This is a genomic window from Candidatus Harpocratesius sp. (assembly GCF_054039255.1).
In genome coordinates this window covers 13076-38610 of the sequence record NZ_JBPLBG010000031.1, presented here as the reverse complement: position 1 = coordinate 38610, position 25535 = coordinate 13076, and the positions used below count along the sequence as shown (strand labels likewise).

At 29.7% G+C, this 25535-nt stretch carries 14 protein-coding genes; 6 read left to right on the top strand and 8 right to left on the bottom strand.

The window, feature by feature from the left end:
* Complete coding sequence (locus ACXLDF_RS06260) at positions 1-846, top strand: carbon-nitrogen hydrolase family protein (RefSeq protein ID WP_457557643.1); 846 nt, start codon at positions 1-3, stop codon at positions 844-846.
* A gap of 45 nt (positions 847-891) precedes the next feature.
* Here ACXLDF_RS06260 and ACXLDF_RS06255 read toward each other — a convergent pair whose 3' ends face one another.
* Positions 892-2067 (bottom strand): hypothetical protein, encoded by a 1176-nt coding sequence (locus ACXLDF_RS06255; protein WP_457557642.1) that lies wholly within the window; start codon positions 2065-2067, stop codon positions 892-894.
* A gap of 34 nt (positions 2068-2101) precedes the next feature.
* Here ACXLDF_RS06255 and ACXLDF_RS06250 point away from each other — a divergent pair, with 34 nt between their 5' ends.
* Together ACXLDF_RS06250 and ACXLDF_RS06245 are read left to right on the top strand one after the other, a co-directional pair.
* Positions 2102-2737 (top strand): hypothetical protein, encoded by a 636-nt coding sequence (locus ACXLDF_RS06250; protein WP_457557641.1) that lies wholly within the window; start codon positions 2102-2104, stop codon positions 2735-2737.
* An 87-nt stretch (positions 2738-2824) separates the two neighbouring features.
* On the top strand, positions 2825-3628 hold the full coding sequence (locus tag ACXLDF_RS06245; RefSeq protein ID WP_457557640.1) for a YlqF/YawG family GTPase: 804 nt from the start codon (positions 2825-2827) through the stop codon (positions 3626-3628).
* A gap of 110 nt (positions 3629-3738) precedes the next feature.
* On the opposite strand, the gene amrB is transcribed toward ACXLDF_RS06245, so the two are convergent.
* Positions 3739-4665: an AmmeMemoRadiSam system protein B gene (amrB, locus tag ACXLDF_RS06240; protein ID WP_457557639.1), complete on the bottom strand. Its 927-nt coding sequence runs from the start codon at positions 4663-4665 to the stop codon at positions 3739-3741.
* Positions 4666-4742: 77 nt separating this feature from the next.
* Between amrB and ACXLDF_RS06235 the strand changes: the two genes are divergently transcribed.
* The 3 genes from ACXLDF_RS06235 to ACXLDF_RS06225 all read left to right on the top strand — a co-directional run bounded on the left by ACXLDF_RS06235 (position 4743) and on the right by ACXLDF_RS06225 (position 7534).
* Complete coding sequence (locus ACXLDF_RS06235; protein ID WP_457557638.1) at positions 4743-5798, top strand: carbohydrate kinase family protein; 1056 nt, start codon at positions 4743-4745, stop codon at positions 5796-5798.
* A gap of 8 nt (positions 5799-5806) precedes the next feature.
* On the top strand, positions 5807-6493 hold the full coding sequence (locus ACXLDF_RS06230) for a CPBP family intramembrane glutamic endopeptidase (RefSeq protein ID WP_457557637.1): 687 nt from the start codon (positions 5807-5809) through the stop codon (positions 6491-6493).
* A gap of 153 nt (positions 6494-6646) precedes the next feature.
* Positions 6647-7534 (top strand): metallophosphoesterase family protein, encoded by an 888-nt coding sequence (locus tag ACXLDF_RS06225; RefSeq protein ID WP_457557768.1) that lies wholly within the window; start codon positions 6647-6649, stop codon positions 7532-7534.
* A 51-nt stretch (positions 7535-7585) separates the two neighbouring features.
* Here the strand turns inward: ACXLDF_RS06225 and ACXLDF_RS06220 are convergent, their stop codons facing one another.
* The 6 genes from ACXLDF_RS06220 to ACXLDF_RS06195 form a co-directional block, all read right to left on the bottom strand.
* On the bottom strand, positions 7586-10510 hold the full coding sequence (locus ACXLDF_RS06220; protein WP_457557636.1) for an ABC transporter permease: 2925 nt from the start codon (positions 10508-10510) through the stop codon (positions 7586-7588).
* Entirely contained in the window at positions 10507-15435 is a 4929-nt protein-coding gene (locus ACXLDF_RS06215) for a S8 family serine peptidase (RefSeq protein WP_457557635.1), read from the bottom strand. The genes ACXLDF_RS06220 and ACXLDF_RS06215 overlap by 4 nt, the downstream gene beginning before the upstream one ends.
* On the bottom strand, positions 15428-19468 hold the full coding sequence (locus ACXLDF_RS06210) for a hypothetical protein (RefSeq protein WP_457557634.1): 4041 nt from the start codon (positions 19466-19468) through the stop codon (positions 15428-15430). Before ACXLDF_RS06210 ends, ACXLDF_RS06215 begins: the two co-directional genes overlap by 8 nt.
* 53 nt (positions 19469-19521) lie before the next feature.
* On the bottom strand, positions 19522-22389 hold the full coding sequence (locus ACXLDF_RS06205; RefSeq protein ID WP_457557633.1) for an ABC transporter permease: 2868 nt from the start codon (positions 22387-22389) through the stop codon (positions 19522-19524).
* A 42-nt stretch (positions 22390-22431) separates the two neighbouring features.
* Positions 22432-23463, bottom strand: coding sequence for an ABC transporter ATP-binding protein (locus ACXLDF_RS06200; protein WP_457557632.1), 1032 nt, complete (start codon positions 23461-23463; stop codon positions 22432-22434).
* 210 nt (positions 23464-23673) lie between these two features.
* Positions 23674-25185 (bottom strand): ADP-ribosylation factor-like protein, encoded by a 1512-nt coding sequence (locus ACXLDF_RS06195; protein ID WP_457557631.1) that lies wholly within the window; start codon positions 25183-25185, stop codon positions 23674-23676.
* Positions 25186-25535 lie beyond the last annotated feature (350 nt).

Here is a 25535-nt window from a genome sequence, read left to right as displayed (position 1 = left end):
ATGGCAAAAAAAGTCAAGATTGCTCTAATTCAACCAGAACTTACCCATAATAATCAGAAGAATTTTGAACATATCGAATTCTTAATTGAACAAGCAGTTCAAAAAAAACCTGATATTTTATGTCTTCCAGAACGTTGGTATCATTTAGATTTTTCAAAAATATCAGAAAATGTAAATATTTCTCTTTTTCAAGAAGAACGTGGTTTACAATATAATTTGGTTAAATCTTGGGCAGAAAGGTATCATATTTCAATAATTTCGGGCGGAATTTGGGAAAAATCTTCTGATTTAAACAAACCAGTTATTGTTTGCTATTATTTTGATGAAAATGGGGTTGAGCAATTCTATCAGCGAAAAATTCATCTTTATGGAATCGAGAAGAAAATTTTAAATCCAGGATCTAGATTAGTGTGTTTTCATGATTCAAAGCTTGATTTTACGTTCAGTATTTTGATTTGTTTTGATTTACACATATCTTCGATATTGATCTCAGAGGCCATCGCCCATGGTTCAGAAATAATATTCTCACCGACTTTAATTAGTGAGAGTGGTATGGAAAATTGGAAAATTTATCTTCAAGCCAGAGCTCTTGAACATCGAATTCCTATTGTTTCATGTAACTCAGTATATTCTTCATATGGGAGAAATTTTAAAGGTAGCAGCAAAATAATTTCATTTATCAAAGGAAAACCAAGTCCAGTTCAATTTCATTTAGATGAACTTAACTCTCATGCAGGAATTATGTTAAAAACAGTTAATTTAGATTTTCCTAACTTAATTAGAAAAGAACGACAAAAAGAAAAAAAAGAATGTTCACAAATATCTGTTCTTGAATTGCATTCTTGATTATTAATAAATGATAAAATTTTAGTAATAAAATGAGGATATATTCTAAAATTTAAGAAATTCTTCTAATTCCTTCAAATCTCTTGAGAGATCTTGACCCCAAGCATGAATTCCACTGTGAAATTTATCTCCAACAACTACGGCATGCTGTTTGATTATTACTGGGGTTCCATTTAAATCTTGATATATTACAGGAACAGGGCGGTCTGTAATTCCCCAGAATAAAATTAGGCCTGTTGGTTCTAAAGTGCAATAAAAATAATCATCAATTATTTTCATAGCAGATTGGATTTGTTGCGCTGAAAACTGGGGATCTTGATCTGCAGGGATTTTTACACCTTTTCCCAATGATAAAAGAGCACCTGTATCCAATTCGGAAATTTGAGAGATAGAATCCATGTATCCAACTTCAATAAGGCTTCCACGATAAATTTCATGGATATTATCATCGATCATGGTTTGAACTGCTCCAGCCTGCCAGCCAGCGTATAATTTTTCATATGTTTCTGGATCGAGAAATGAGAGGTCTGCAGGATGAGTATCATTGATATGTGGAAGATTATTTCTTTGATGATGGAATATCTGGCTGCAAAATTGAAAATTATATCCGCGAGCACTAACAATATCTGTAGGGGAAGATATTTTTGATTCAATTTGTTCCCCGAGAAAATGATGAAATTCTTGTTGTCGAATCTTAAATCTACGTGATAGTTCTGATAAAGAAGGTTTTTGCTCTGAATTTGGCGGATACCAATATCGGGTTGCTCGAATTGGATTCTTTTCCATTTTATCAATAAATTTATGATACCAATCTTCAAAATCTAACAGAACTAAAGGAATTTGAAATTGTTTTGCAATATTTTGAGTATTACAGTTATGTTCTTCTGATTTATTACTAACAATACCTTGAAGAGAAATTGGGGGATTTGAGACTAGTTTTTGAATTTTCAGATATTGTTCTATTTGAAATTTTCCTGTTGAGAAACTTCCTGAACCAAAAATTAGATTAGAGACTGGACGATCTTCATCAATTTTTATTAAAGGGATTATTTTACAATCCATGTTGCTAGATAAATCATCCCATGCTTCAATGCATTTATTTTGTATGTCTATTGGTGTGAATTTACGATCTCGCCAAACTTTTTTAGCGAAATGATGAAGTTGTTTGATACGATCTCTGCTATCTGCTTGAATTTCTTTTAAAAATTGCTCAAATTCCATTGATTATTTCAAATTAATTAGTTTTTTTACCTTAATGAGCTTTTTTACCTTAATGCATCTTTCATTTCATTATGCAATAGGTATTATTTTTACATCATTAATAACATTGTTAATTCCTCTTGTTTGGTGGCAATATGGAGTAATTGTCTTCTTTTCGGTTATTTCTGATTTTGATATTATCTACTTAATTTGGTCTTCTCAAAAGAACCATCGTATGTTTTTTACCCATTCAATTTATTTTTCCATTATGGTTTTATTAATTGGATTTGTATTTGCCAAATTTTGGATTATTGCTTGTGGAATTGTTGCAATATTACATGTAGGTGCTGATTTATTTGACTGGGGAACAAATTTATTTTTCTCCGGACATATAATTGGTCCGCGTTTACTCTTAGCTAAGGATGAATTAGATAAGGTTCCAGAATTAATGGCTCAAGAAGTCGATCATAAATGGTTTTTTGTTAAGCGCTACTTTAATTCATTTTGGTGTCAATTAGCTGAAATTCTTGCAGGAGTTAGCATGATTCTATCTATCATTTTAATTTCTCCAGATTTTTGGTATTTTATTTTTGGATACATCTTAGCATTAAGTTATCATTTATTCGAATTTTTTGAACTTCGCTATCGTTCTATATATAATCGCGCCAGATTTCAATTGGTTAATCATTAGCACTAATATTTACATTTATTGTCTACATGCTTATCTATTCATGTTTAAAAAACAAATAAAAAAAAAAATAAAAAAAAGGCTTTTAAAATGAGAACCGAAAAACATTGGAAAGAAATATTTAATACCGTAATTCAAGAAACAGATATTATTTTAGAAGTCCTTGATGCGCGCAATCCTCTTGGAACTCACAATCGAATGATTGAAGATTTTGTCAAACAAAATCGCCCAGAAATAGAAATATATCTGATTATGAATAAAGCAGATATAATTCCAAAATCTGTGATGCAAGAATGGAAGTGGTTTTTTAAAACTCAAGGTTACAAAATTTTTGCAGTAAGCGCCCGATTTAATAGAGGAATTATAGAATTGGAAAAATATTTTCGAAAAACTGTAATCCGTCCTAATACAAATATATTGATTGTGGGTTATCCAAATACAGGAAAATCCTCGTTAATAGAAGCACTTACAAGAGGTAAAAAGAAAGTTGGAGTTTCAAATCGCGCAGGTTATACACGAGTGATAAAAAAAATCAAATTAACAAATAAAATATACTTAATTGATACTCCTGGTGTTATTCCCATCGATGAGACAAATGAAATGGAAATGGCTATTAAATCTTGCATGATTGCAGATAAATTAGAAGATCCTTTGGCTGTCGTTGAATCAATTTATTCATTAATTACGAGGGAACAATTTGAGCGAACATACAAGATCCAATTAAAAGATGATGATGGAATAGATGAGTTAATTGAAAAAATTGGGAAAAGATATGGTCGATTGAAATCAGGTGGGCGAGTAAACGAAGTAGAAGTTCAAAAACTAATTATTCGTGATTGGCAAAATAATAAACTGCATTATTATACTCTTCCTCCTTCATATCATCAAAAATAGTTAATAAATAAGTGAATATTCTTCTTCTTCATGTCTCGATTAAAGTAAAAAGAATAAAAATTGATTTATTACTCGAATAATCTTTATTTTTTGAATTATTAATAATTGTGTTATTTTTCAATTATTCCTGAAAAATATCCTACACTATAATCACAAGGTGAATGTTCACCCATTTTTTGGAAACTATTATAATATTTCAATGCTCTTGCTTGAGTGTAACCCAATTTACTAGCAGTTATCATAAGTGTGAAAATGGTTTGTGGACCACATACAGTTGTCTGTTTTGCATATTTGTAAGTTTCGTCCCAATCAAATTTTTCAAAGGCTGAAATTACTTTTCGATCACGTTCTACTTGAACTTCATCTATTTCCTTTTTCGGTGATAATGGAGATCTTGGCTGATAATGAGTCATATCTGACGATGCAATTATTGCAATATCCTTTGAGTTATTTTTCAGAATTGCTTTTGCGATTGTTTCCCCAACTTTTTCTAAAACGATAGGATTCATATTTCCTATTTTAATTGGAACTATTTTAACTTCCCTTTTAGCTAAAAGCGCCGCGTATTGAATAAATGGAATTTGGACTTCAATATTATGTTCCCGTCCGTGGGGAAATCCATTGAATGCAGCGTCATCTTCAATTATTTCTGAGTCCGATCCTAATAGATCATTCACGAATTCATTATCTATTGCAATTGAACCTAAAGGAGTTTTCCATTTTCCTTCTTTCATCGTAGCAATTTTATAATAACCAGTATGTTGAGTTCCCAAAATAATGATAGTATCTGGTAGCCTTTCTCTAAATACTGCTTGATATGAAAACGCAGCGGCGGGACCACTGTATACATAACCTGCATGAGGGCAAATAGCTCCAATCACTTTTCTTTGTTGATCTTTTGGCGAATCACCAACAGTTAACGCACTACTTGGTCCGAAATATTTATCATTGAAGCATTTTTTGATTGAATTTAATAAATCTTGTTTAAAACGAGCGTAAAATTGGCCTGCAGCTGAGGGTTGTCTGATAAGAACCATGTGTTTAACACCTTCTTCTTATTTATATTGTAGAAGAACGCAAATTTTAATGTTTATGCTTTCTTTTTTCTCGGTACATGATAAAAAATCGTCTTGACATAGTTTTTATCGGTCATTTTGCTTTTGATTTTATCTCACATAACCATCAGAACCATTACAACCATCACAGTAATACAAGTAATTCAAATGAAAAGCTAAAACGAAGTTTGGGTGGGGGAGTAACCTATGGAAGTTTAGCAGCAGTATATTATAACCCCAATTCTCAGATTGCTATCATATCAAAAGTAGGAAAAGATTTCGATCGATCTTTACTTTTACCATTTAAATCCAAGGGTATTGATATTTCAGGAATTCAAATACAACAAGGCACCTTTACTACATCCTACGAATTAAAATATGAAGGTTCTACTAGGAAATTACGGCTTCGACATAAAGCTCCCAAGATAACAATTAAAGATTTTCCTCAATCTATATTTGATGCACGCGCAATTCATTTAACTCCAATTGCTGGTGAGATATCATTAAAAACATTGGAAATTATTGCAAATCATAAGCAACTTCAAAAAACAATAATTGGTTTGGATATTCAAGGCATTATACGTGATTTTGATGAAAATGGATATGTAATTAGCAAAGATTGTTATTCTGTATATGAAAAACTTGAACCTATTCTAAAACTTTTGAAAGATCGGTTTATTTTAAAGGCAAGCGGTGAAGAAGCCATGTATTTAACACAAGAATCCTCCGTCCAAAATGCAACTCAAAAACTAGCGAACTTGGGTATTCACGTTTTTACAACATTAGGTGAAGAAGGATTTATTTATAAGCATGCTGATAATCCTATGATTTCATTTGGTGCTTATCGTCCAACTAATTGTGTAGACGAAACAGGTGCTGGTGATTGTTTTATGGCTGTTTTGTTATCAGAGATTGTCAATTTTTATTCAAACGATTATAATTTAACTCACGAAACAATGTTGCAATGTGCAAAAATTGCATCTGCTGCTTCGTCTTTTTTAATTGAACAACCAGGACCTGCTGGATTTAAAGATCGAGATATGGTCCTTAATCGAATGAAAGAACAACAAGATATTTCTTCAAATCCTCAAATTTTTAAAATTGAAAAGGATTAATTTATATTATGGGATTAGATTTAGCTCAAAATGTGTTCTCATTTTTTATTTTCTGTATTATTGAACTTCTTTTTATCCTAATTCCTATGCTCGTTTTTAAATTTCAAAAAAAGGACTTAAAATATGAATTTCGTCATCGAATTATTCCTAACGAACGTTTACATCGATCTTGGAAATTAAGGGTGGCCGATATTCTTTCTGGTGTTACTTTAGGTGTTTTGTTTTATTATATTGGTAGTTTTATGGCAAAAACTATAAGAAAGATTATAATTCAGTTGAAAGGTGAAGATTTTTATCACACAGCGACTAGTGGTGCTGTAAACACAACTCCGCCTCCTCCACCTCCAAATCCTCTTTTAATTTGGGCTATAATAGTTGTTGGAGTCGTGTTGATGTATATAACCGTTGCGCTTTCTGAAGAATTTTGCTATCGAGGAGTAATATTAAAGGAAATTGGTCATAAATCAAAATTCTGGGCATTAATTCTTAGTAGCGCCATCTTTATGATTTACCATGTTTTTCCAGGAATTGTCCCATGGGCAACATTTCTCACATTTTGGTCATATTACTTTATTTTCGGGCTTCTTTTAGGTGGAGTTACTTTGTTTCAGAAAGGAGATTTGATTATATCAATTATTGCTCACGGTACCTTTAATTCTATTTTATGGGTTCAATTATATATTCCTTATTTGTAGATCTTTCATGCTTGGCTTTCCTAACCCTTACCCTTATTTAGGATCGCTATTTCTTACATTGTACAGAATACGCTTAAATTTTCATTTATAGCATCTACTTTGAATGAAAAATTTATTAATCATCCAACAAACACAATATGTGCTGTGACCAAAATGGGAGAAAAACTCGGCAAGATCTTAATTATTAGTGACGTTCATGCAAAAATTCCAGAAATGACCAATTTCTTTTACATGATGAATGAAAAAGAAGATATAGATTTTGCAGTTCATTTAGGTGATTTTTGGTCTGGGAGAAACTTTAATCCAGAATTGAAAACTCAAGTGAAAAACGAATGGCACGATTTAACATATTTTGAGAAATTTCCATTTCCTCTTTTTCATATTCGCGGAAATGAAGATTTGACTCAACCTGATAATTGGTGGAATTTTCCTAAAATGCATTTAATGAAAGATCAAGAACCATTTTTGTTAAATGGTTGGAAAGTATTACCCATTGATTATCAATATAGGGGTGAAGAGACAGATAATAATGCAAAACATCCAGAATTTAGTGAAAATGATGGATTTGATATGATTTTTTCTCATCGTCCTGCGTATGGATTGTTAGATGATACCCTACATTTTAAAACTCACCAGAAATTATCAAAAACTGGGTCTCCTATGATAAGAGACTATTATAATCGTATATGTCCTTCACTTATGCTTTTTGGGCACTTTCATTATTCAAATTTCATGCAGACAAAATGCGGATTAATTGTTTGTATTGATAAACTTATTCGTGTTGGAGGAAAGAACCACGATGAATTACGCTATTCTTATGCATTGCTTGATCCATTCGATCAATCGCTTCAAGTGATTTGGAAAAATAATCTCTTTTTAAAATATTCTATTTTAGAACAGAAAATTCTTATCGCGAATAAGCTTGATTCACGTAATCTTTACAAACCAAGTCATCGCTTATTTCGACGTAAAAATAAGGAAATAAGTGAAGAACAATACGAAGAAGAAGATTTTGATTTAGAAGCTGAAAATGTTGATTGATTAAGATTTAGATTAAAAAAAAAAATTGTCACAAAACAAATAATCACTTTCTTAAAATGTATGTCTTAGAACTTCCATAATGTTCATTTTATGAACTTTTCGAGTAATAAAGAACATTCCAATGATGCTTATTCCTATGGATACTGCAAAAGTTGATATCAAAGTTCCTATACTAATTGCTGTTACAACAGGTAATTCTGTTAATATTGCTACGTTTGTTTGCAGTAAATAAGCGATAAACCAGCCAATGATTGCCCCTAAACTTCCAGAAGATATCATAATAGTGACTGCTTCAGCCATTAACATAATCCTCACTTCATAGGGTTTCATTCCCATTGCCCGTAAAATGCCAATTTCAAACATTCTTTCAATTATTGTAGAATACATCGATGAAATTAAACCAAAAAGACTGACGACGATGCTGAAGAAGAGAATTACTTGCATCACAATATTTGATGTCGTATTTGCATTATCCATAAATCTTATCAATGTTTCAGGTTCGTCTAATATAAATTTGTAATCATCAGAAAAGTAGTTTTTTACATAATTTTGAATATCTTTTACGCTTTGATAATCATCATCAACTACATTAATTAAAATTTTATCTAATATTGTTTCTGGATCTGTAGGATCTCCCCAGTTCATGATTTCACAGTAATCTGCAGCATTTATGAGAACACCTGGTGCCATATTTAAGTTTGCTTCACTTGAGCGGAAATTCCAAATTCCAGGTATACCTTTAGAAACTCCGATTACGTCAAAAACGGTAATATTTCCACGATCAGGGTTATCATCTTCAGATTCTAAAATTGAAATTTTTATTTGAGCAGGTAAGGAAGTTATTCCAAGTCCATCTGCTAAACTTTTACCAATAATACATTTTTTTGTGGATTGAACAACTTGTTCGATTAAATCATTATTTCCATCCATATCCCATAAAAGCATACTCCTATCTATCGTATTATAAAAGTTTTCATCAATTCCGAAAATATTGCAGTAGTAATTATGATAATCTCCCAAATCTCCTGCATAAGATGTAAGTTTTGGGATAGTTCCAAAAAGATCGCTGAAACTTAAAATATCATCTACTCCTTCTTGACCAATATTAAAAATGGCTGATGTTATTTTTGCAAAATCAATTGGACTGTTAGTGTAAAGCGGTGCAGCACTTCGGATTCCTGGTAATTCCTGTAATTCATAAAATAATTGCATTGTAATTGCATTGTCATCTTCAATTGTTCCAGTATTTGACATTACTAAATCAGAACCATATTGAAATTCAAAAAACATGGAATTATTTGCAGAACTCATTTCAAGAACTGATGAAATAAAGAAAATAAATGCAAAGGTTAATGCAAACATTAAAATATTTCCCGTATTGCGCCGTCGATAACGAATAAGGTTAATTCTATAAATCGGATAATATCTTGAAATCATAGGTTTAAGTAAAAGTCCGACAAGTTTTTCAAGAATGGGAACAAATCCAATTGTTGCTAATACTAGTCCAATTAAGATTAGAAGAAGAACGATCATAAAAACATAATTGGTTAAGTTAATCCCGCCAGAACCAGATAACAACCTAGGTATAACAAGAAAGATAAAAATTCCAGCAAGAGCAATACCAAATCCTATACCAATTAATTTTAAATTTGCCGAACCTTCCTTTTTTAATCTATATTTTTCCCCTGTATCATTTTTTCGCGCAGGATTAATTGCATTTGCAATAATCAATCGACTTGCACGGAATGCAGGAAATACAGCAATTATACTTGTGATAATTATACCTATTAAAAGTGAACGGATGATTGTGCGAGGTAGTATTAAAAATTTCATAGGAATGATCCATATATCAAAATATTCAAAGATCCAATTCAATACAGGAGGTGCCACAACTGCACCCAAAAACGTTCCAATGACAGTACCTGTTATTGCTATAAAGAATCCTGATAATAAAACCATTTTAAATGAAAAAGATCGTTTTCCGCCAACAACTTGCAGTATTCCAAATTCCCTAATTCGCTCTTCAACAGAGGTTGTTAATATAGAGTTTATCAGAATACCTGTAATTAGCATCGAGAATGCAGTAATAAAATAGAAAGTTATTGTCATCATTGTTGATTGTTGTTCAATATTTTCAACTTGTTCCATTTTTGGAAGCGAAACTTGATAGTCAAATCCCATGATAACTTGAACTTTTTCTGCAATAATTCTAAGTTTACTTAAACTAGCACCGATATTTCGAGTATCATAAACATTTTGGGGATCTTTTATTGTTGCTTGTATAGAATTAATTTTTCCTTCTTGATTCATTAAATCTTGAGCAACCTGCAATTCAAAAATAATTAAAGTTGATTCTATTCTTGAAAAACGTAACTCTTGCTCTACGACAGCTTGAATAATAAAACTTTTTTCAGTGCTACCAAATTTTACAGTGATTTCATTTCCTTCGTGTGCATGATAAAGTCGTGCAGCACCTCTCGTTAGGATACAAAAACCCTCACGGATTGGACCAGTAAATGCCTTTTCTGTGCGAGTATAATCTGGATCATTATCACACAACCAGAGATTTCCCATTTCTCCACTATCTTGTTCTAATGTACTATTAATTCCATAAGCAATTATTGATTTTCTGACATTTAGATTAATTATTTCATCATATTTTTCTACTCGCATTATATTCCAAATTCGGGGGAAAAATGAATCAATTTCAGGTACAGATCCTTCTAGTTTTTCTGATATAATAGATTCGTCAAAATATGGATTATAGTTAAAATCTTGAGTTGTTATTTTCGTAATTGAAATATCTGCAGAACCGGATTCGCTTGTTGCTTGATCCAAATAAGAAAAACTCAAAGAATCAGATAAAGTACCAACTACTGTTAATAAAAATATACTGACTAAAACACCAGATATTCCAAAAATGGTTTTTACTTTTTGTTTTTTAAGATCATGAAAAGTATACTTTATCAAATTCATATTTCTCTCTCCTCTACTTTTAGTTCATGCAGATCTTCAAATTTTCTTTCAGATTGGCTAGTAAGAACAAATTCCTTGGCCTTATCAAAATCTTTAGTAAGAATAAGATCACATTTTCTACATTTGCTGTTTGGGTTATCATCATCAAAATAATTCCATATTTTACAAGCAGGACAATATTTTGCAACATAAAGTGTTGCTGCTTGACAATGTGGACAGAATAATTCAAATTCTTCACCTAAATAAAGGCGTTTGCATTTTTTACAATACAACTTTATCGGTTGTGTTTTTTCCCATTCTTTATCCAAATTATTTAGAATTAAACGGGCTTGTTCTCGAATTTGTTCTGCTTCAAATTTCATTTGTTGACGACGCTCAAAAAAGTTAGGTTTTCTCACATATTTTCCTTCTTTTTTCAATTTTCTGATTTTAACTTGAGAATAAATAAATCTACCTAGTACACTAACTCCAAAAACTGCTGTAAAGCTATATAAAATAACTGATAATGGACTTGGAGGATTATAAACAAATAATGTAATCTTTTCAAATTCTCGATTACCTTCAATATCATAAACTACCAATATGATTTCTAAAGGATATCCGTTATCATATTCTAATGTATCAATTAAAACTGAAATGGTGTTATTATTGCTGATCACTACATCAATTCGATGATTATCAACCCACATTTCTGTTCGGACGAAATCAATTGGAGAATCATCTTGAATAAACACTGTAAAGTTAAAAATTCCACTAATTGTATCTCTATCAGAAAATCCTTCAAAAATAAGGTTTGGCTTAGTATAATCTTTTGAAATATTAATATTAATAGAAATTTCTCTGATTCTCCAACCTGTGTATTGTATTGGCTCTCCTGAATCATCTGTTGAGAAATAGAATTGAAGAATTACATCCTTAAAATTATAATCAGAAATATCAATGGCAATAGATTTAAAATCTAAACCATTCGTTTCTTTATCAAATTTTATCAATGAATTCCAAGATTTTCCATAATTATCTGAAATTAATATTTCAGCAAAATCATTTCCATCATTTCCATCACTATCAAATCTTAATCTATGTGTTAAAAAAAGATAAACTTCATGACTTGCATTTATATTAAGAATAGGAGTATATAGGCTTGTTTTATAATTATATCCATATCCTAAATAATCTCCATCTCCAGAGTACCATTCATTTGGTTGATATGAATTATTAATGTTTTTCACTTGATGCCAACCTGCTATTTGGATATTCCAAGATGAAAAAGATTGATTAGATGGAAATCCTCCAATTACTGCATTCTCTTCTTGAATTGGGTTATAATAGGGGAATTTTTTGCTTGAAGTTTTTTGTAAATCTTCTATTTTAAACCAACTCGTAGAAACATTGAATTTTGAGTCAAAGGCATGAAATCTAAAGGTCATATTCGAAAAATCTATACAAGAAAGGAATGCGGAATAAATGATCTCATTTTCAAATGAATTTGTAAATTTACCTGTTTCCCAAATACCTTGTTGGTTAAACAATGTATAGTTTTGATTGTTAATTTCTAGTAATACAGTATCAGGTAGATTTCCATCTTCATCCCAATAACCTATTGTAAATTGAATATTTTCAAAATTTGTTCCATTTTTAGTTTGATAAAGAGGGATCTCTTGATTTTCAAGCGAAAAAGCCGTATTTAATATTGGTTTGTGAGAATTATTGCTATAATTCATGGTTACTGAAAAATGATCTAAAAGAATGCCCTTTTTATATATCCATTTATCAGAGTTTGCCACAATTCGCAATCTAATTTGAATATAATTCCCTTTATAGTCTGAAAGATTATAGTGAAGCATACTCCAATCGAATTGATTATATGTCCAAGATTCTAATAACTCCCAATTGGATCGATTAGGGTTAATTTCCAAATTTAAAGAATCTCCTTTATTAATGCTTAATCTCATTCCTAAAGAAAGAATTGGAGAAATAGTTTCAATACTATTATTTTCTAAAAAGATAATTGGAGAATATAAATCATAGGTTCCTGATATATTTTCATAAGAGTATAAAGGAGTTTGATCAGTTAGAATTGGGCTTGAATATGTATTACTAAGATTGGCAATTCCAAAATACCAAGCCGACCAGTTATTTTCTTGAGTGCGTAAATATCGACTTTCATATAATTGTGGAACAATAATTTTTTGCCATCCTGTTCTAAATTCATTTATCTTATTATTTAAGTAAATATTTTTCGAATCTTGATCATAATTCCAGAGATTGATGTCTGAATTTTGCTCTGTGGTGAAGTTTGTGCCAACAAAATGATGAATTGGATTAATAATTAGAGATTTAGAATTATTTTTTAAATAATATATGGATAAATTTCCTGTTCTGGCAATATAGTAATATGAATAATTTCCAGGATTCTGAAATTTAACTTCAACATAATAAATCGCACCATTTTCATAATTTGTATCTCCCTCAACAGATTGAATTAATGAATAATTTTTAGACAAGGAAGGAAAGATTATGTCGATGAAAGTGGCTGGAACATTATCATCTTGGGTGTAATTAACTTCAAATCGATAAGTGTCTAACGTATCATTATAATTTAGATCTGAATCAATACTAACAATTGGATTGGCTAAAGTTGGTGCATTTGTCAAATTTACTTTCGTGACTTGTAATGAACACGATCCAGAACCAGATATTGCCTTAATAACTAAATAAAAGGTATCACTGTCATTAAGATTAGTAAAATAAATAATTTCATCTGAACTACCCGTTTGCGTTGAAGATGCTTCTAAAATTGGCTCTCCTGACAAAGAACAATCTTTATTGTATAAATACATATCGATATCGAAATTTGAAAATAATCCTTCATCATTTGTTAAATTAAATAGATAAAGTTGGTCCTTTTCAAGTGAAACATTAAGTGCAAAAACGTGTCGTGAGAATGGATCACTATTTGATGCAGTAAGTTCTATCTGGTAATTATGATTTAAATCAATACTATTTTGGAGCATATTAAATACTGCTTCTGGATTCATTCTGCCATAACCTTCAAATCTATCCTTTTGACCTCTATTTACTACAGGACTATTTGTAGATTCATCATAAGGTGTGAAAGGATTATCTTCACGGGCTTGATTTGTCTCTGAAGCAGTCATTAAAAGATAATTTTTTATTTTTAATGCTTCTAAGGTTTTATTAATTCCTGAATTCCAATAATTCCATCCACCTAAATAATCAACAATTAAATTGTAAATTCCAGCTACAACTGCTGCTGAAACTGAAGTTCCAGTAATACAAGATAAATCATTTTTTATTAAATCTTTTGTTTGGTTATTATTATCTCCCATATTTGAATCTGCAGTAATTACCATTTGATGATTAAGCAGTAAACTACCTCCTGGGGCTAATAGATCAGGCATACGATTGTTCTTATTATCACCAGCTTGAGAAGTATAATAGGTCAGTTGATCTTGATCATTGGTCGCTCCAATAACTAAAGCTTTATCATTAAGTGCCATTGCGTTTAGCTTATTTGATATTCCATAATTTCCGGCTGCAATAATTACCATACAACCTTTTTTTATAATTTCATCAATTAGTTGTGTAAATGGTCTTTCCAAACTTGAAGGAATATCTATTGTTGCGATTGAAAGTAGAAGAGTTATTATATGCTTTGATTGAATATTCGTTATAACATGCTCTAATCCAGAAATTATATCCGAGATGTATCCTTTACCAGAAGAATTTAATTCTTTTATCATTGAAATATGTGTTTCTGGTGCTAAACCAGAATATTCGCTTGTATCACTTGGATATCCTTTAGGAGAAAAAATTGCTTGAATTTGTATCGAAAATTGTGGATTCTGTTCAAGATTTTTATGATAAGAAAAAACAATATCATAAATTCCTGGTTTTTTAGAAGTATCGAAAAATCCTGAAGTGTCCCATGTTAATTCTAATGGAATACTGGAAGTTTCATTAATAATATTTCCATTTCTATACAATCTTAACTTATAATCAAGCATGGGTGAAAATATGGACAGATTTGCATTAATATTAAGAATATCTAATGCATTTTCATCCATTTCAAAAGATGCTAGTTTAATATCATACCATCCTTCAGAAAGATAATGTGGATAGAAATATTCTTTATGATTGATAGATGCAGATTTTGTAAGGTAAAATTCATTATTCGAATGATTAGACATGGCTGAAACATTATTATTCCCCCCAATAATAGCACTCATTGCAGTTCCATGCCCATTATCATCATAAGGCTGACTAAAATTGGAAATTCCATCTGTCCATCCTATTACTTTCTTTGAAAAATTCTCATCTTGATAAGAATTATTAAAAAATGGATGGGAAATATCAACACCTGTATCAATTATCGCTATCGATGCGTTGGAAGTTCCTTTAATGCTAAAATTATTCATATTGTATATTTCTGGGTAGTAGTTTATCTGATCTTGAATTGAATTCATTTGAATTTCTGCTATTGGATCTTCAAAATAATCAACAGGAGGAAAAGACTCAATAAAGAAACCCAGATATTCTTGTGAATTATTTATTGTTCCTGAAAATCCATTAATATAGTTCCAAGGTAATTGCTCAATAATTCCTCCTAGTGAAGAAAAAAGGTCAAATAATGAACTATTATCAACTATTGTAATTGGATTTTGATAAATAAAGAAAAACCTATGTGTTTTATTATCGAATAGATTTGAAGCACTTTTAATTTGAACGTTATTAATATTGCTAATGTTGTTTGAGATTAAATCGTTAGTTGTTTTCATTTGATCTTGAATATATTTTGATTTTAAAAAATCAATTGGAATACTTGAAACTAAGGGACTAGAAAGAAGAATTAAAGAGACAAAAAGAAAATAAGAGAATTTTTTGGTATAATATTGTTTACCCATTTTTGTTTTCACCTTTTTCGAGTTGCTCGTTGAAAAATTCTGTTAGATTCTTTCTATGCCAAGAAGATTCTCTTAGTGATTGGCCAAATAACAAACTTTCTCGACGTTGATATTCAAAATCTTCTTTTGAATAATGAATTTTATATTTATATGTTAAAAATAACGTTAACCCACCAATTAAAATGGGACTTATAATTTTTGCTACTCTTAACAAATAAGGCTCTTGGATTTTAACTGAGATCGAGTTACTATAAACGTTATATAATGAGCCAAAGAAATATGAAATCTCTGCAGGACGTATGTTATATACACCCTTTGAATGTAAAGATCTAAGAGTATATTGAAATTCGAAGGTTTGATTTATATCAAGAAAACTAATTTCTTGAAGTGTTATACCTTCATATAAGATAAATGCTCCAGCAAAATATGAATCAGCATCATCAACAATTATATCAGATAAAGGAATTGTTCCTGAATTCTTAACTTTTATTGTAATTTCAATATAATCTCCCATTATTAACACATCTTGAGATATTTCTTTGGACAATTCAATCTCAAAATTCCCCAATAAAAGTGGTGGAGGTGAAATAACTTGCAGTAAACTATTCTCTTCACAATGAATCTGGAATGCTGAAGGGAGTAAATATCCGCGAGTATTTACCTTTAAATAGACTAATTCAATCGTTTTAGATTGATTATAACTTAATTCATTTATATAAATATGATCTGATTGGTTCAAATATTGCCATCCTTCAAAAGGTTTGCTGAATTGAAGATCTAATCCGAAAATTGGTTCTGAATTTAAGTTCGAAATGCGAATAAAGATGGATACATTCTGATTTATTTCGTAATAATTAGAATCTTCTGGATTTAGATATTCGATTAATAATTGATATAATGGATTATAGTTTTCTGATTTATTATAATCTAAAGGGAATGAAAGGAAGTCTTGATATGATATTGCATTCATTTGAGAATTTGATTCATTAAATTGAACTTCATTATTCCAACTTACATTTAGTGAAGGAAAGATAATACTATTTGGAAGATAAAAAAACAATGATATATTTTGGATTTTTTGCCGGCTTGTTAAATTTTTGCATGAAAATGACAAAATTCCTTCTTTTAGGGTGTAATTTCCAGCCATACTCTGAAAAATTGTTCTATTTGCAATGTGTATTAATGTATGATTTATTAAATTCGGAATTCTACCCATTTGAAGTAATTCTACAGAAATATTGTAAGCTGGAATGGTACCGATATTTTCTAGCGATACATTATACAAATACAGTGAAGTTTTATCATCAATTAGTGAAAGTTGACTTGATATTGATATTATTGCACTTTGAGAAGTCATTAATGTAATTGAGTTCGATTTGCTAAAGTATTGATTATTTCCATATGATGAACAATATAGTATTTGAGACTGATTATGAAAAATCCTTTGATTTATACGATCTTGAAATTCTACTTGAATAAAATCAAGGTATAAATTGAAAGGTTCATTATTTTCATATGTAATTCTGAATAAAATATCCATATTCTGATTTTTATCCCAGTAATTGCTTAAATTGTAGTTGTTATTTGAAAGTGTTAAATTAATCTGAGTTATTTCATTATTTATCGTTCTACTTAAAATTGATTGAAATCCATCTCCACTTTCTCCTGTAGAATTATGATTATAAATTTCAATTTGTACATTTGTATTTGGAACACTACTTTTTGCAAGTAGATTTAGAAAAATTGCATCTAGGCTTATTGTTTTATTAGTAATATGAAGAATCTTTGAATTATTATTAAAAAAGAGATATTGTTGAATCTGGTATGTATTTCCATAGTATTCAGAAGAAATTTCCCAGAATAAATCATCATGTGCAAAAAAAGTATTATTTTCTGATGTTTCTATATTTTCTTGACCTATTGCAATAATTGGTTCATGAGGTGGTTGTGTATTTATTGAAAATCCTTGAATCTTAGAATACTTATCACTCATGTTTAAAAGGCCGTTATTTATTGATATTGAGAAATTTTCACCTGGATCTAATTTCCAATTTTCTGGATTAAAAATACTTTCTGAAGAATTCCAAATTTTGGGGTTTAAGGCAATTCTACCAAATGCATCTGCATTATCAATAAGAAGTTGAGTAAATTCCGGACTATAAGGAAATAATCTATTAATATTTAAATCTAAAAGGTTCGGATAAAGTGTGTTATAATTTCCTGTATTATTCAAATCCAACATAAAAAAACGTGGATTATCTTGATGAAAGAGATCTTCAATGGTATAGCCTAAAGATTCTAAGATATTAACAATTAAATCACTATTATAACCCATGATTTCAAACATATTTTGATCTAAACCCAAAATTGTTAATTTTGCTGTTGGATTGTTTGTAATTCCTATCACAGTTAAATTAAGTTCTTTTCCCCAGACTGAAAAGTTATTCGGATTATTTACAACTACATCTATTGCTGGAGAATTATCTGAATTTAAAACATTTGTTGGTGAACCTGATTTAATTTCCTTCCGAATTAAAAGAGAAGGTTCAACTGGATCAATAATATAATCGAAAGAAAGCGCTTGAATTGGAGCAATATAACTGCCAGATAATCCAAATCCAAAACCACCAGAAACATCCATTGAAATATTAAGTAATGATCCTAGTTCAGGAAAATCCATTAGTAACTCTAAGAAATTTACATAATCTGAACTATTCTTATAATTTACAGGAACTGTTGTAAGCATGGTTAACGAATTTTTTGTAATCCATTTAACTTTAAAACTATAATCATCTAAAAACGAAAAATCTGCATCTTCATTAAACATATAGAGAAGATTTTCTATCTGGTCGAAGCTTTCTTTATTAAATGGAAATATATCTGGTTCCATATTAGTAACTTCTCCAAATATTAACCCAATATCGATTTTACTTAATGATATTCCATCTGGAGAATTATAGCATTTAGATGATATCGAAATTTCAGAACCGCTAAAATTTAATGCTTCAAAAAGATTGAAATGATAAATATGAGATTTTTGTTGTATTTTTGAATTTTCAATACCTTCATATTGTACAGAAAAGAAAATTAAATTATTTGTTCTATTTATATAAGATTTCTCGCTTGAATTAGTATTTGATGGATTATTTGAATCAGAATTGGTATTTTGAAAAGAAGCCACATTAAACAGTGAATTACTGCTTTGTAAAGGAGATAAATCAAATGATAATCTAATTTGATCATAAATCATTGAATTTATTCCATTATTTAAAAAATCAAATTTCTTCAAATAAAGTAAAGAACTTTGAATATAATGTGTATCTAAATAAGAATTTGAGAGAATTCGTTTATAATCCAGTGTTTTCCAATATCCATCTTGAGGTAGATTTGATAGGGTTAAATTAAAATAATTACTCCATTCTGGTGTCAAGCCATAATATTCAAATAAATATCCTTTATTAGGGTCTTCAGTTTTATTTAAAAGGAGAAAATCTATTTTAAGTCTATTTTTAAGAATTTCTAATATTCGAACTTGTTGAGTAGTTATATTTTTTGATGTACTTCCTCCTTCAAAATACAGATAAAACTTGAAATAATTCTTGGAAATGGGAATATAATTTGGATTTTCGTTATTAATTGGATAAGGATTGATTTCAGGGATAATTCCATTAGACATAGTTAAATAAAATGCTGCTTCAGAAAATGCAGGATCTGATAAATCAATTCCATCTAGTGCGTTTGTGTCATTAGTACAATAAGATTGTTGAATTAAATTGTGAGAGCCACCGATATTAAACTTAATTTGTTCTGCATATAATTCATTTCCAGATATATCAGATGAAATTGGAGAAAAAATAGATGGTTTGGCTTTATTGCTATTATTATTATTATTTTCTATTATTATTTTATTAAAACTATTTCGAAAACTAAGTATAATTGAAGGTGAAAGAAACCAGAATAATATAATAATCAATATCAATCTTTGCTTGCTTTTTTTTCGTTTGTTTTGAATAAAAAACACCTGCAAACGCATTTTGAACTTTCTTTTTTTAAGTATTTTTTAATACCCCCTAATAATCATTCTTATTATAATGTTTCTCGGAATATTTCGATTAGATTTTGATTTCGTAATTTGCGCATTAACCATCTCATTCCAATAAACAAAGTAATTAGTGATACTGAATAAATAATCAATATAATATCCCATGGTACTGCAATAATTCGTGGACTTCGTATAAAAAGGGTCATATTTTCACTTAATCCTAACGCCATTAAATATCCTATAATACTTCCTGAAGTAGAACTTGATAATAATAGAATTAAGTTTTCGAGTAAGAATAGATGTTCAATTTCACGACCATGAAGACCTAATGTCCGTAAAATTCCAATTTCTCGCTTTCTTTCTAAGATTGATGAATATGATGAACTAATTAATCCAAATAAAGCAATTAACACGGTTCCAATTAAAATTGCGAGAAATAAATATTTAACAACTAAAAATGCTTGTTCCGCTTCATTAATTCCTTGAGATGTAACATCCACTTCGATTTTATAATTGTCTTTTAATTTAGATTCAATACTAGATGCAACTTTTATTGGATCATAACCTGTTTTTATTTTAATGAATATTTTATCTAAAAATGCATCATTTCCACCTGGAATATTCATACATTCAGTATAGTGGTCTGGAGATATCAATACACCACCCGCTCTAAAAGCAGCACCAATACCACTTTCACTGAAGCGTGATTGCATACCTGGCATGGATTTTGCGACTCCAACAATTCTGCAAAGAAATGGTTCTTCTTCAGTACCTCGGGTAATTGTTAATCTTGCAATATCTCCTAAATGAATTCTGAGATTTGAAGCAATTGAAGCAGAAATTATAACTCCTATTTCAGAAGCATTGTAAAGAGCATTAAAAGCAGACTCCTTATTTCCTTCAGTAAATGTAATGTAGTTTTGATAGACTGTATCAATATAATTTTGATCTACAGCATACATCCTTACTTCATTCGATTGAAAATTAATATAATCTCCTAAAGTGATTTCAAAATCTTTATTTTCTTCAGAATATATGTCTTCCAAATCATGTACGCTTGCAATTACAGAAGAAACGCGCTCAATTCCATCTATTTGCATTAATTTCTCGGTGATTGCTACTGTAGGTGCTTTTAAATCATAGCTGTCTGGTCGAAGGACTAAATCTGAACCTTCTTCATATTGAATTAACCCACCTACTTGTTTAATTTGAATTTGCACCATACTTGTTGTAAAAATTATAAAGGAAAAAGAGAGTACAAACATGATACTTGTCGACAAATTGCGACGCTGATATCTGTGAACTGTGATTCTTACAATATTCATTAATTTTTGATTAAAAGTTTCAAATATCTTCACAAGTAATCGAATTAGTATCGGCATAAATCCGATTGCCATTATTGAAACTCCAATTAAAAATACCATCATTGTGATAATTAAAACGGAAGCAAGAATTCCAAATTGAAAAGAAATAATTATTCGTGGGAGCAAGAAGTAAATAAATCCCGCATTTGCAGCCAATATAATTCCAATAATTATAAGGCGGACATTAGCACTTCCTTCTTTTTCCATGTGGTATACTTCATCAGAAGTCCTATATGGATTAATACTTTCGACAATTTTCATTCTCATAACTTTTAGTGCAGGAGAAATGGAGACTACTGTTGAAACTCCAACACCTATAAGATAGGAAGAAATTATTGTCATTGGAGCGATGAAAAATGCTATTGATGTATAAATCCCATTTTCAATAAGCAATCTTTCTCCAAATGGGATTCCAATATATCTAATTGCTAAAGTGGCTAAAATAATTCCTAAAGTTGTTCCACTAAACGAAATAAATGAACTTTGGATTAAGATCAATTTTAAATTATATGTTTTTCGTGCTCCCAGTACTCTATTTATTCCAAATTCTTTTATTCGCTCTTCTACAGAAGTAGAAAGAATAGCATTAATTAAAATACCTGAAATTAGCATGGAAATAATACCAATTGTGATAAACAGAATATTCATTGTTAAGGTTAAAAACTCAGATACAAACAATAGTTCTAATTTTGGATAATCCATTTTCCAAGAGTCTAATCCTAATTCTGTCAAGACATCTGCACCAATTTGTGCAATATACTTCTCAGTTCCTTTAACATTGCGAACATCATATACTCCTTCCGCATCGCTAAGTTTGAGTAGTAATCGATTAACTTTATAATTCCATGTATAATTTTCAGCAAAATTGGAATTGTTATTGCATAAATCCGCTATATTTCCCCACCAAGTGAGATCTACTATGAATTCAGGCTCTTCATCTATAGGAAATTTCAATTTTTGACCATATGTGCTTGCTATAGTCAGATTTATTGATGAGTTTAATGGTTTGACGAAAAGATGGATCTTATCTCCTAAATTTAATTTTTTTATTTTAGCATAACTTTCAGAAACAAGACATTGATTAACTGGTAAACCTTTTGAAATATTCAAGTTATTATTTAAATTTTGAAATGAACCAAATTTTAATTCTTCTTCTAAAGTAATATTTAGTGCACATATCCATATTTTCTTTTGATTTGCTCCAATTGATTCATTTTGATTGATAAACTCGCTTCGAAAATAACCTCGGGGCACGATATCTCCTATTTCATTAGTTGCATCATGGATTTTTGGAATTATATCTTGAAAATCAAAATATCCTGTAAAATTTTCATCATTAGTGGAAATTGGTCTTTTTGAAAGAACCATATCTTGTGTTCCAGCATCTAGTGTAAGAAAGTCAATAAAATTATAAGAAACTGAATCTGTGATGATAGAAACAGAAGTTAATAGAAGTAAACTTACAGTTATACCTAAAATACCGAATAATGTCCGGGTTTTTTGCCGAAATAAATCTTTAATTGCATAAATCCAAAGAAATGTATTCATAGATGCTATTTCAATCTCCTTAAAGTATATCTTCTTAAGGTACTAAACAATTTCAGATCCTTGTTGAGTATTTTCTATATAAATAACACCGCTCCTAATTTGACCGTTAATTTCTTTACGTTCAATTAATTCTTCCACTACATCATCAAAATGCAAAGGTAAGTTTGTAATGATTTCATCATCGATTTGCTCTTTTATAAAAGCTAATCTAATTTCAAACTTTTGCTGCAGTATTTGTTCTCTAACTATTGATAGTATCTTCTTTTCACACATCTCTTTATATTGAGCTTGAAGCTTTAATCGTGCTTCACGCATTTCAGGTGTTTCTTTCAAACCAGAGATTTCTAATCCCGTAATTATTTTTCCATCTCTTAGATGTACAACTCTTGAACAATATTCTGACACTGCAGCATCGTGAGTTGCAGCAATAAATGTGGCACCTTTTCTATTTAGATCTCGTAGTAAATTCAATATTTCTATCCCAGTTTTCGAATCTAAATCACCTGTTGGTTCATCAAGTAATACTATTGATGGATCATTGGCAAATGCACGTGCAATTGCAACTCTTTGTTGTTCTCCACCGGATAATTCTGATGGTGTGTGATCAGCGCGATCATCAAGTTTTACAAGTTTTAATAATTCCATTGCTTTTCGTTTTCTTGCACGTTTTGATAATCTACCTTGAAAATGAAGGGGTATCATTACATTTTCTAAAGCAGTTAACAAAGGGAGGAGGTTATAAAATTGAAAGACATAACCTATTTTGTCTCGACGTAAATCTGCGAGTTGATTCTCATCTAATCTTGACATATCTTGATTATCTAAATATATCTTTCCTCGAGTAGGATAATCTAGACCCCCAATTAGATTTAACAGAGTTGTTTTACCACATCCAGATGGACCCATTAAACCAACAAATTCCCCTGGTTTAATTTTTAGATCAACTCCCCTTAATGCGGGGACTGCAGTAGTTCCTAATAAGTAAGTTTTATGAATTCCTTCAACAATTATTTTATATTTGGATGAGATCTGCGATTGCATTTCAGATTTTTGAGTTGCGCGTCTAAGGACCAATTATTTTCCCTTCTTTTTTTTTATAGTTTAACTAATGTTTTTAAGTCTGCGATCAATAAAAATTCCATCCTTCTATTCTAACAGAATTCTAATAAAAATGGCTGGAAAAAAAGAACTAGTTGTAAATTCTTGTGAATTCTTTTGATTTCTTAAGAAAAATAGTATCTTACATCTGAATCTCCTATTATATCAAGACTTTGGTTTTTTTGCTTATTTAATACATGAACGTATTTCTTCTTCCATTGCAAGAAAATCTCTGGCATTTTCTGCTAATATAGTTTCTAGTAATTTGACCTTTAGCGATTTTATCTTTAATTGTTCTTCTAATGTTAATTTATCTTCATTTACATGAGAAAGTTCATCATATAACCGCTTTACTTCATCAAAACTGAAATAAGAGATTTCTTTTATAATTTTTATATAATTTTTGATAACCAATTCTATCTTTTCTTTAATTGTAGGAATAAATTCCATAAAAGGGGTAGCATTACCTGTTTTTTCAAATTCCTTAATATATTTTATATAATTATCAAAAAATTCATCAAAAATTACAGTAATTTCATCTTGAACCAATTCTATTTTAAATTCTGGATTTGAAAATACAGTAAATGTTATATTTCCTCGAGATAATGAAGACATTTGTAAATTTCCTCCTTGGATTTGAAAACTTGATAAATTTTTAACATTTATTTCTTCAGCAAATTTTGACATAGCATTTAAAAACATTGGAATTAACTCAAGATCAAATTGTGGATTATTTGCTTGATTTAATATTGATTTCAAACTGTTATCTGAAGTTTCTGCTATTAAAAGTGTCCTTCCATTTGAATCACTAATCATTATTCCATAAATCCAATAAGAAGGTGTCTGAATTTTTTCTTCAAATGGCACTTCTTCTGAAATTCTTTCATGTAATTCTTCTTTAAATAATAATTCAATACTTTTAATAACTTGTTCATAATAAGATTCTCCTTTTTTTGTTAATGAAATAATTATTTTCCCATTTTTCTCTTTTGTTTCTAATAATCCTGAATCTTTATACGATGTTACCAAACTATGTATTTTAGAATAAGTTCCTTTTAACAATAATGATAAATTTTCCATCGAAACTTCTTGATTTTCAGAAAGCATTTGGAATAACTCAGTATTCAAGCGAATTAATTTTGTATTCAGTTTTGCTTCTCGATCAAGACCAGATATTTTGAAAATGTCTGCGAATGCATTTATAGTGCTTACTAAATATGAAGGTTTTATAGATGTAAAATACCAATTAAAAATCATCTCCTCTTGTTCATTTTTTTTGCGTTTTAAATCATTTAAAGCCTTTTTTATTTTATCCTGCTGAAATGTGTCAATAAGATCAACTTTATGAATTAGAAAAAAGATATCTGCATCTTTCACTCGGCTAGATTGTAGTGGTAATGCTTTTATAATGTAATCTGTAATAATTTTTGGAGCGCTACGAGCGTCTATAACATTAATAATTACTTCACTTTCATCAAAAATATCTTGTTGTTCCCCAAACCATCTATCAAATTCCTGTCCTGCTAGATCGAATACATATAATTTTTGAATGAAACGATAAGATTTGTTTTCATAACTAATTGTCGGCTCTAATGGATTTTCCAATAATTTGAAGATATTTTCCCCTTCGAAAAACCATTTTCTCAACGTGGATTTTCCCGCTGAGCTCGATCCTACTAGTACTATTTTCTTTACCATCTAGAAGTAAGATGTGAGTTATTGCTAAATTCTTTCCCAAAAATATTTAATACTATTTTTTCAAAAAATGAAATAACTTAGTTAAATTTAACATTAAATTAACTTGAAATATTAATTTTTAATTAATTATACTAATTATCTTGAAATGTAAATGTATGTTAGTCGGATTAGATAACTGTGTTAGGTCTAAAAAATAAAATATTTTCCCTTGAAATAAGCAAAGAATGCACTCCCTCAATAATATTGATACAAAGGTCCAGCAAATCTCCGATCCATTAATCAAAAATATATTTATTAATCGTTTGAATTTGTGCCGCCCTGCAATTAAATTGCCCAATAATTTTAATATC

Bases quoted from the DNA above. Each gene is read 5' to 3' on its own strand.
- ACXLDF_RS06230 (WP_457557637.1), top strand. From the start codon at position 5,807: ATGGGATTAGATTTAGCTCAAAATGTGTTCTCATTTTTTATTTTCTGT.
- ACXLDF_RS06210 (WP_457557634.1), bottom strand. From the start codon at position 19,468: ATGCGTTTGCAGGTGTTTTTTATTCAAAACAAACGAAAAAAAAGCAAG.
- ACXLDF_RS06225 (WP_457557768.1), top strand. From the start codon at position 6,647: ATGGGAGAAAAACTCGGCAAGATCTTAATTATTAGTGACGTTCATGCA.
- ACXLDF_RS06250 (WP_457557641.1), top strand. From the start codon at position 2,102: ATGAGCTTTTTTACCTTAATGCATCTTTCATTTCATTATGCAATAGGT.
- ACXLDF_RS06245 (WP_457557640.1), top strand. From the start codon at position 2,825: ATGAGAACCGAAAAACATTGGAAAGAAATATTTAATACCGTAATTCAA.
- ACXLDF_RS06205 (WP_457557633.1), bottom strand. From the start codon at position 22,389: ATGAATACATTTCTTTGGATTTATGCAATTAAAGATTTATTTCGGCAA.
- ACXLDF_RS06195 (WP_457557631.1), bottom strand. From the start codon at position 25,185: ATGGTAAAGAAAATAGTACTAGTAGGATCGAGCTCAGCGGGAAAATCC.
- ACXLDF_RS06220 (WP_457557636.1), bottom strand. From the start codon at position 10,510: ATGAATTTGATAAAGTATACTTTTCATGATCTTAAAAAACAAAAAGTA.
- amrB (WP_457557639.1), bottom strand. From the start codon at position 4,665: ATGGTTCTTATCAGACAACCCTCAGCTGCAGGCCAATTTTACGCTCGT.
- ACXLDF_RS06235 (WP_457557638.1), top strand. From the start codon at position 4,743: ATGATAAAAAATCGTCTTGACATAGTTTTTATCGGTCATTTTGCTTTT.
- ACXLDF_RS06260 (WP_457557643.1), top strand. From the start codon at position 1: ATGGCAAAAAAAGTCAAGATTGCTCTAATTCAACCAGAACTTACCCAT.
- ACXLDF_RS06255 (WP_457557642.1), bottom strand. From the start codon at position 2,067: ATGGAATTTGAGCAATTTTTAAAAGAAATTCAAGCAGATAGCAGAGAT.
- ACXLDF_RS06215 (WP_457557635.1), bottom strand. From the start codon at position 15,435: ATGGGTAAACAATATTATACCAAAAAATTCTCTTATTTTCTTTTTGTC.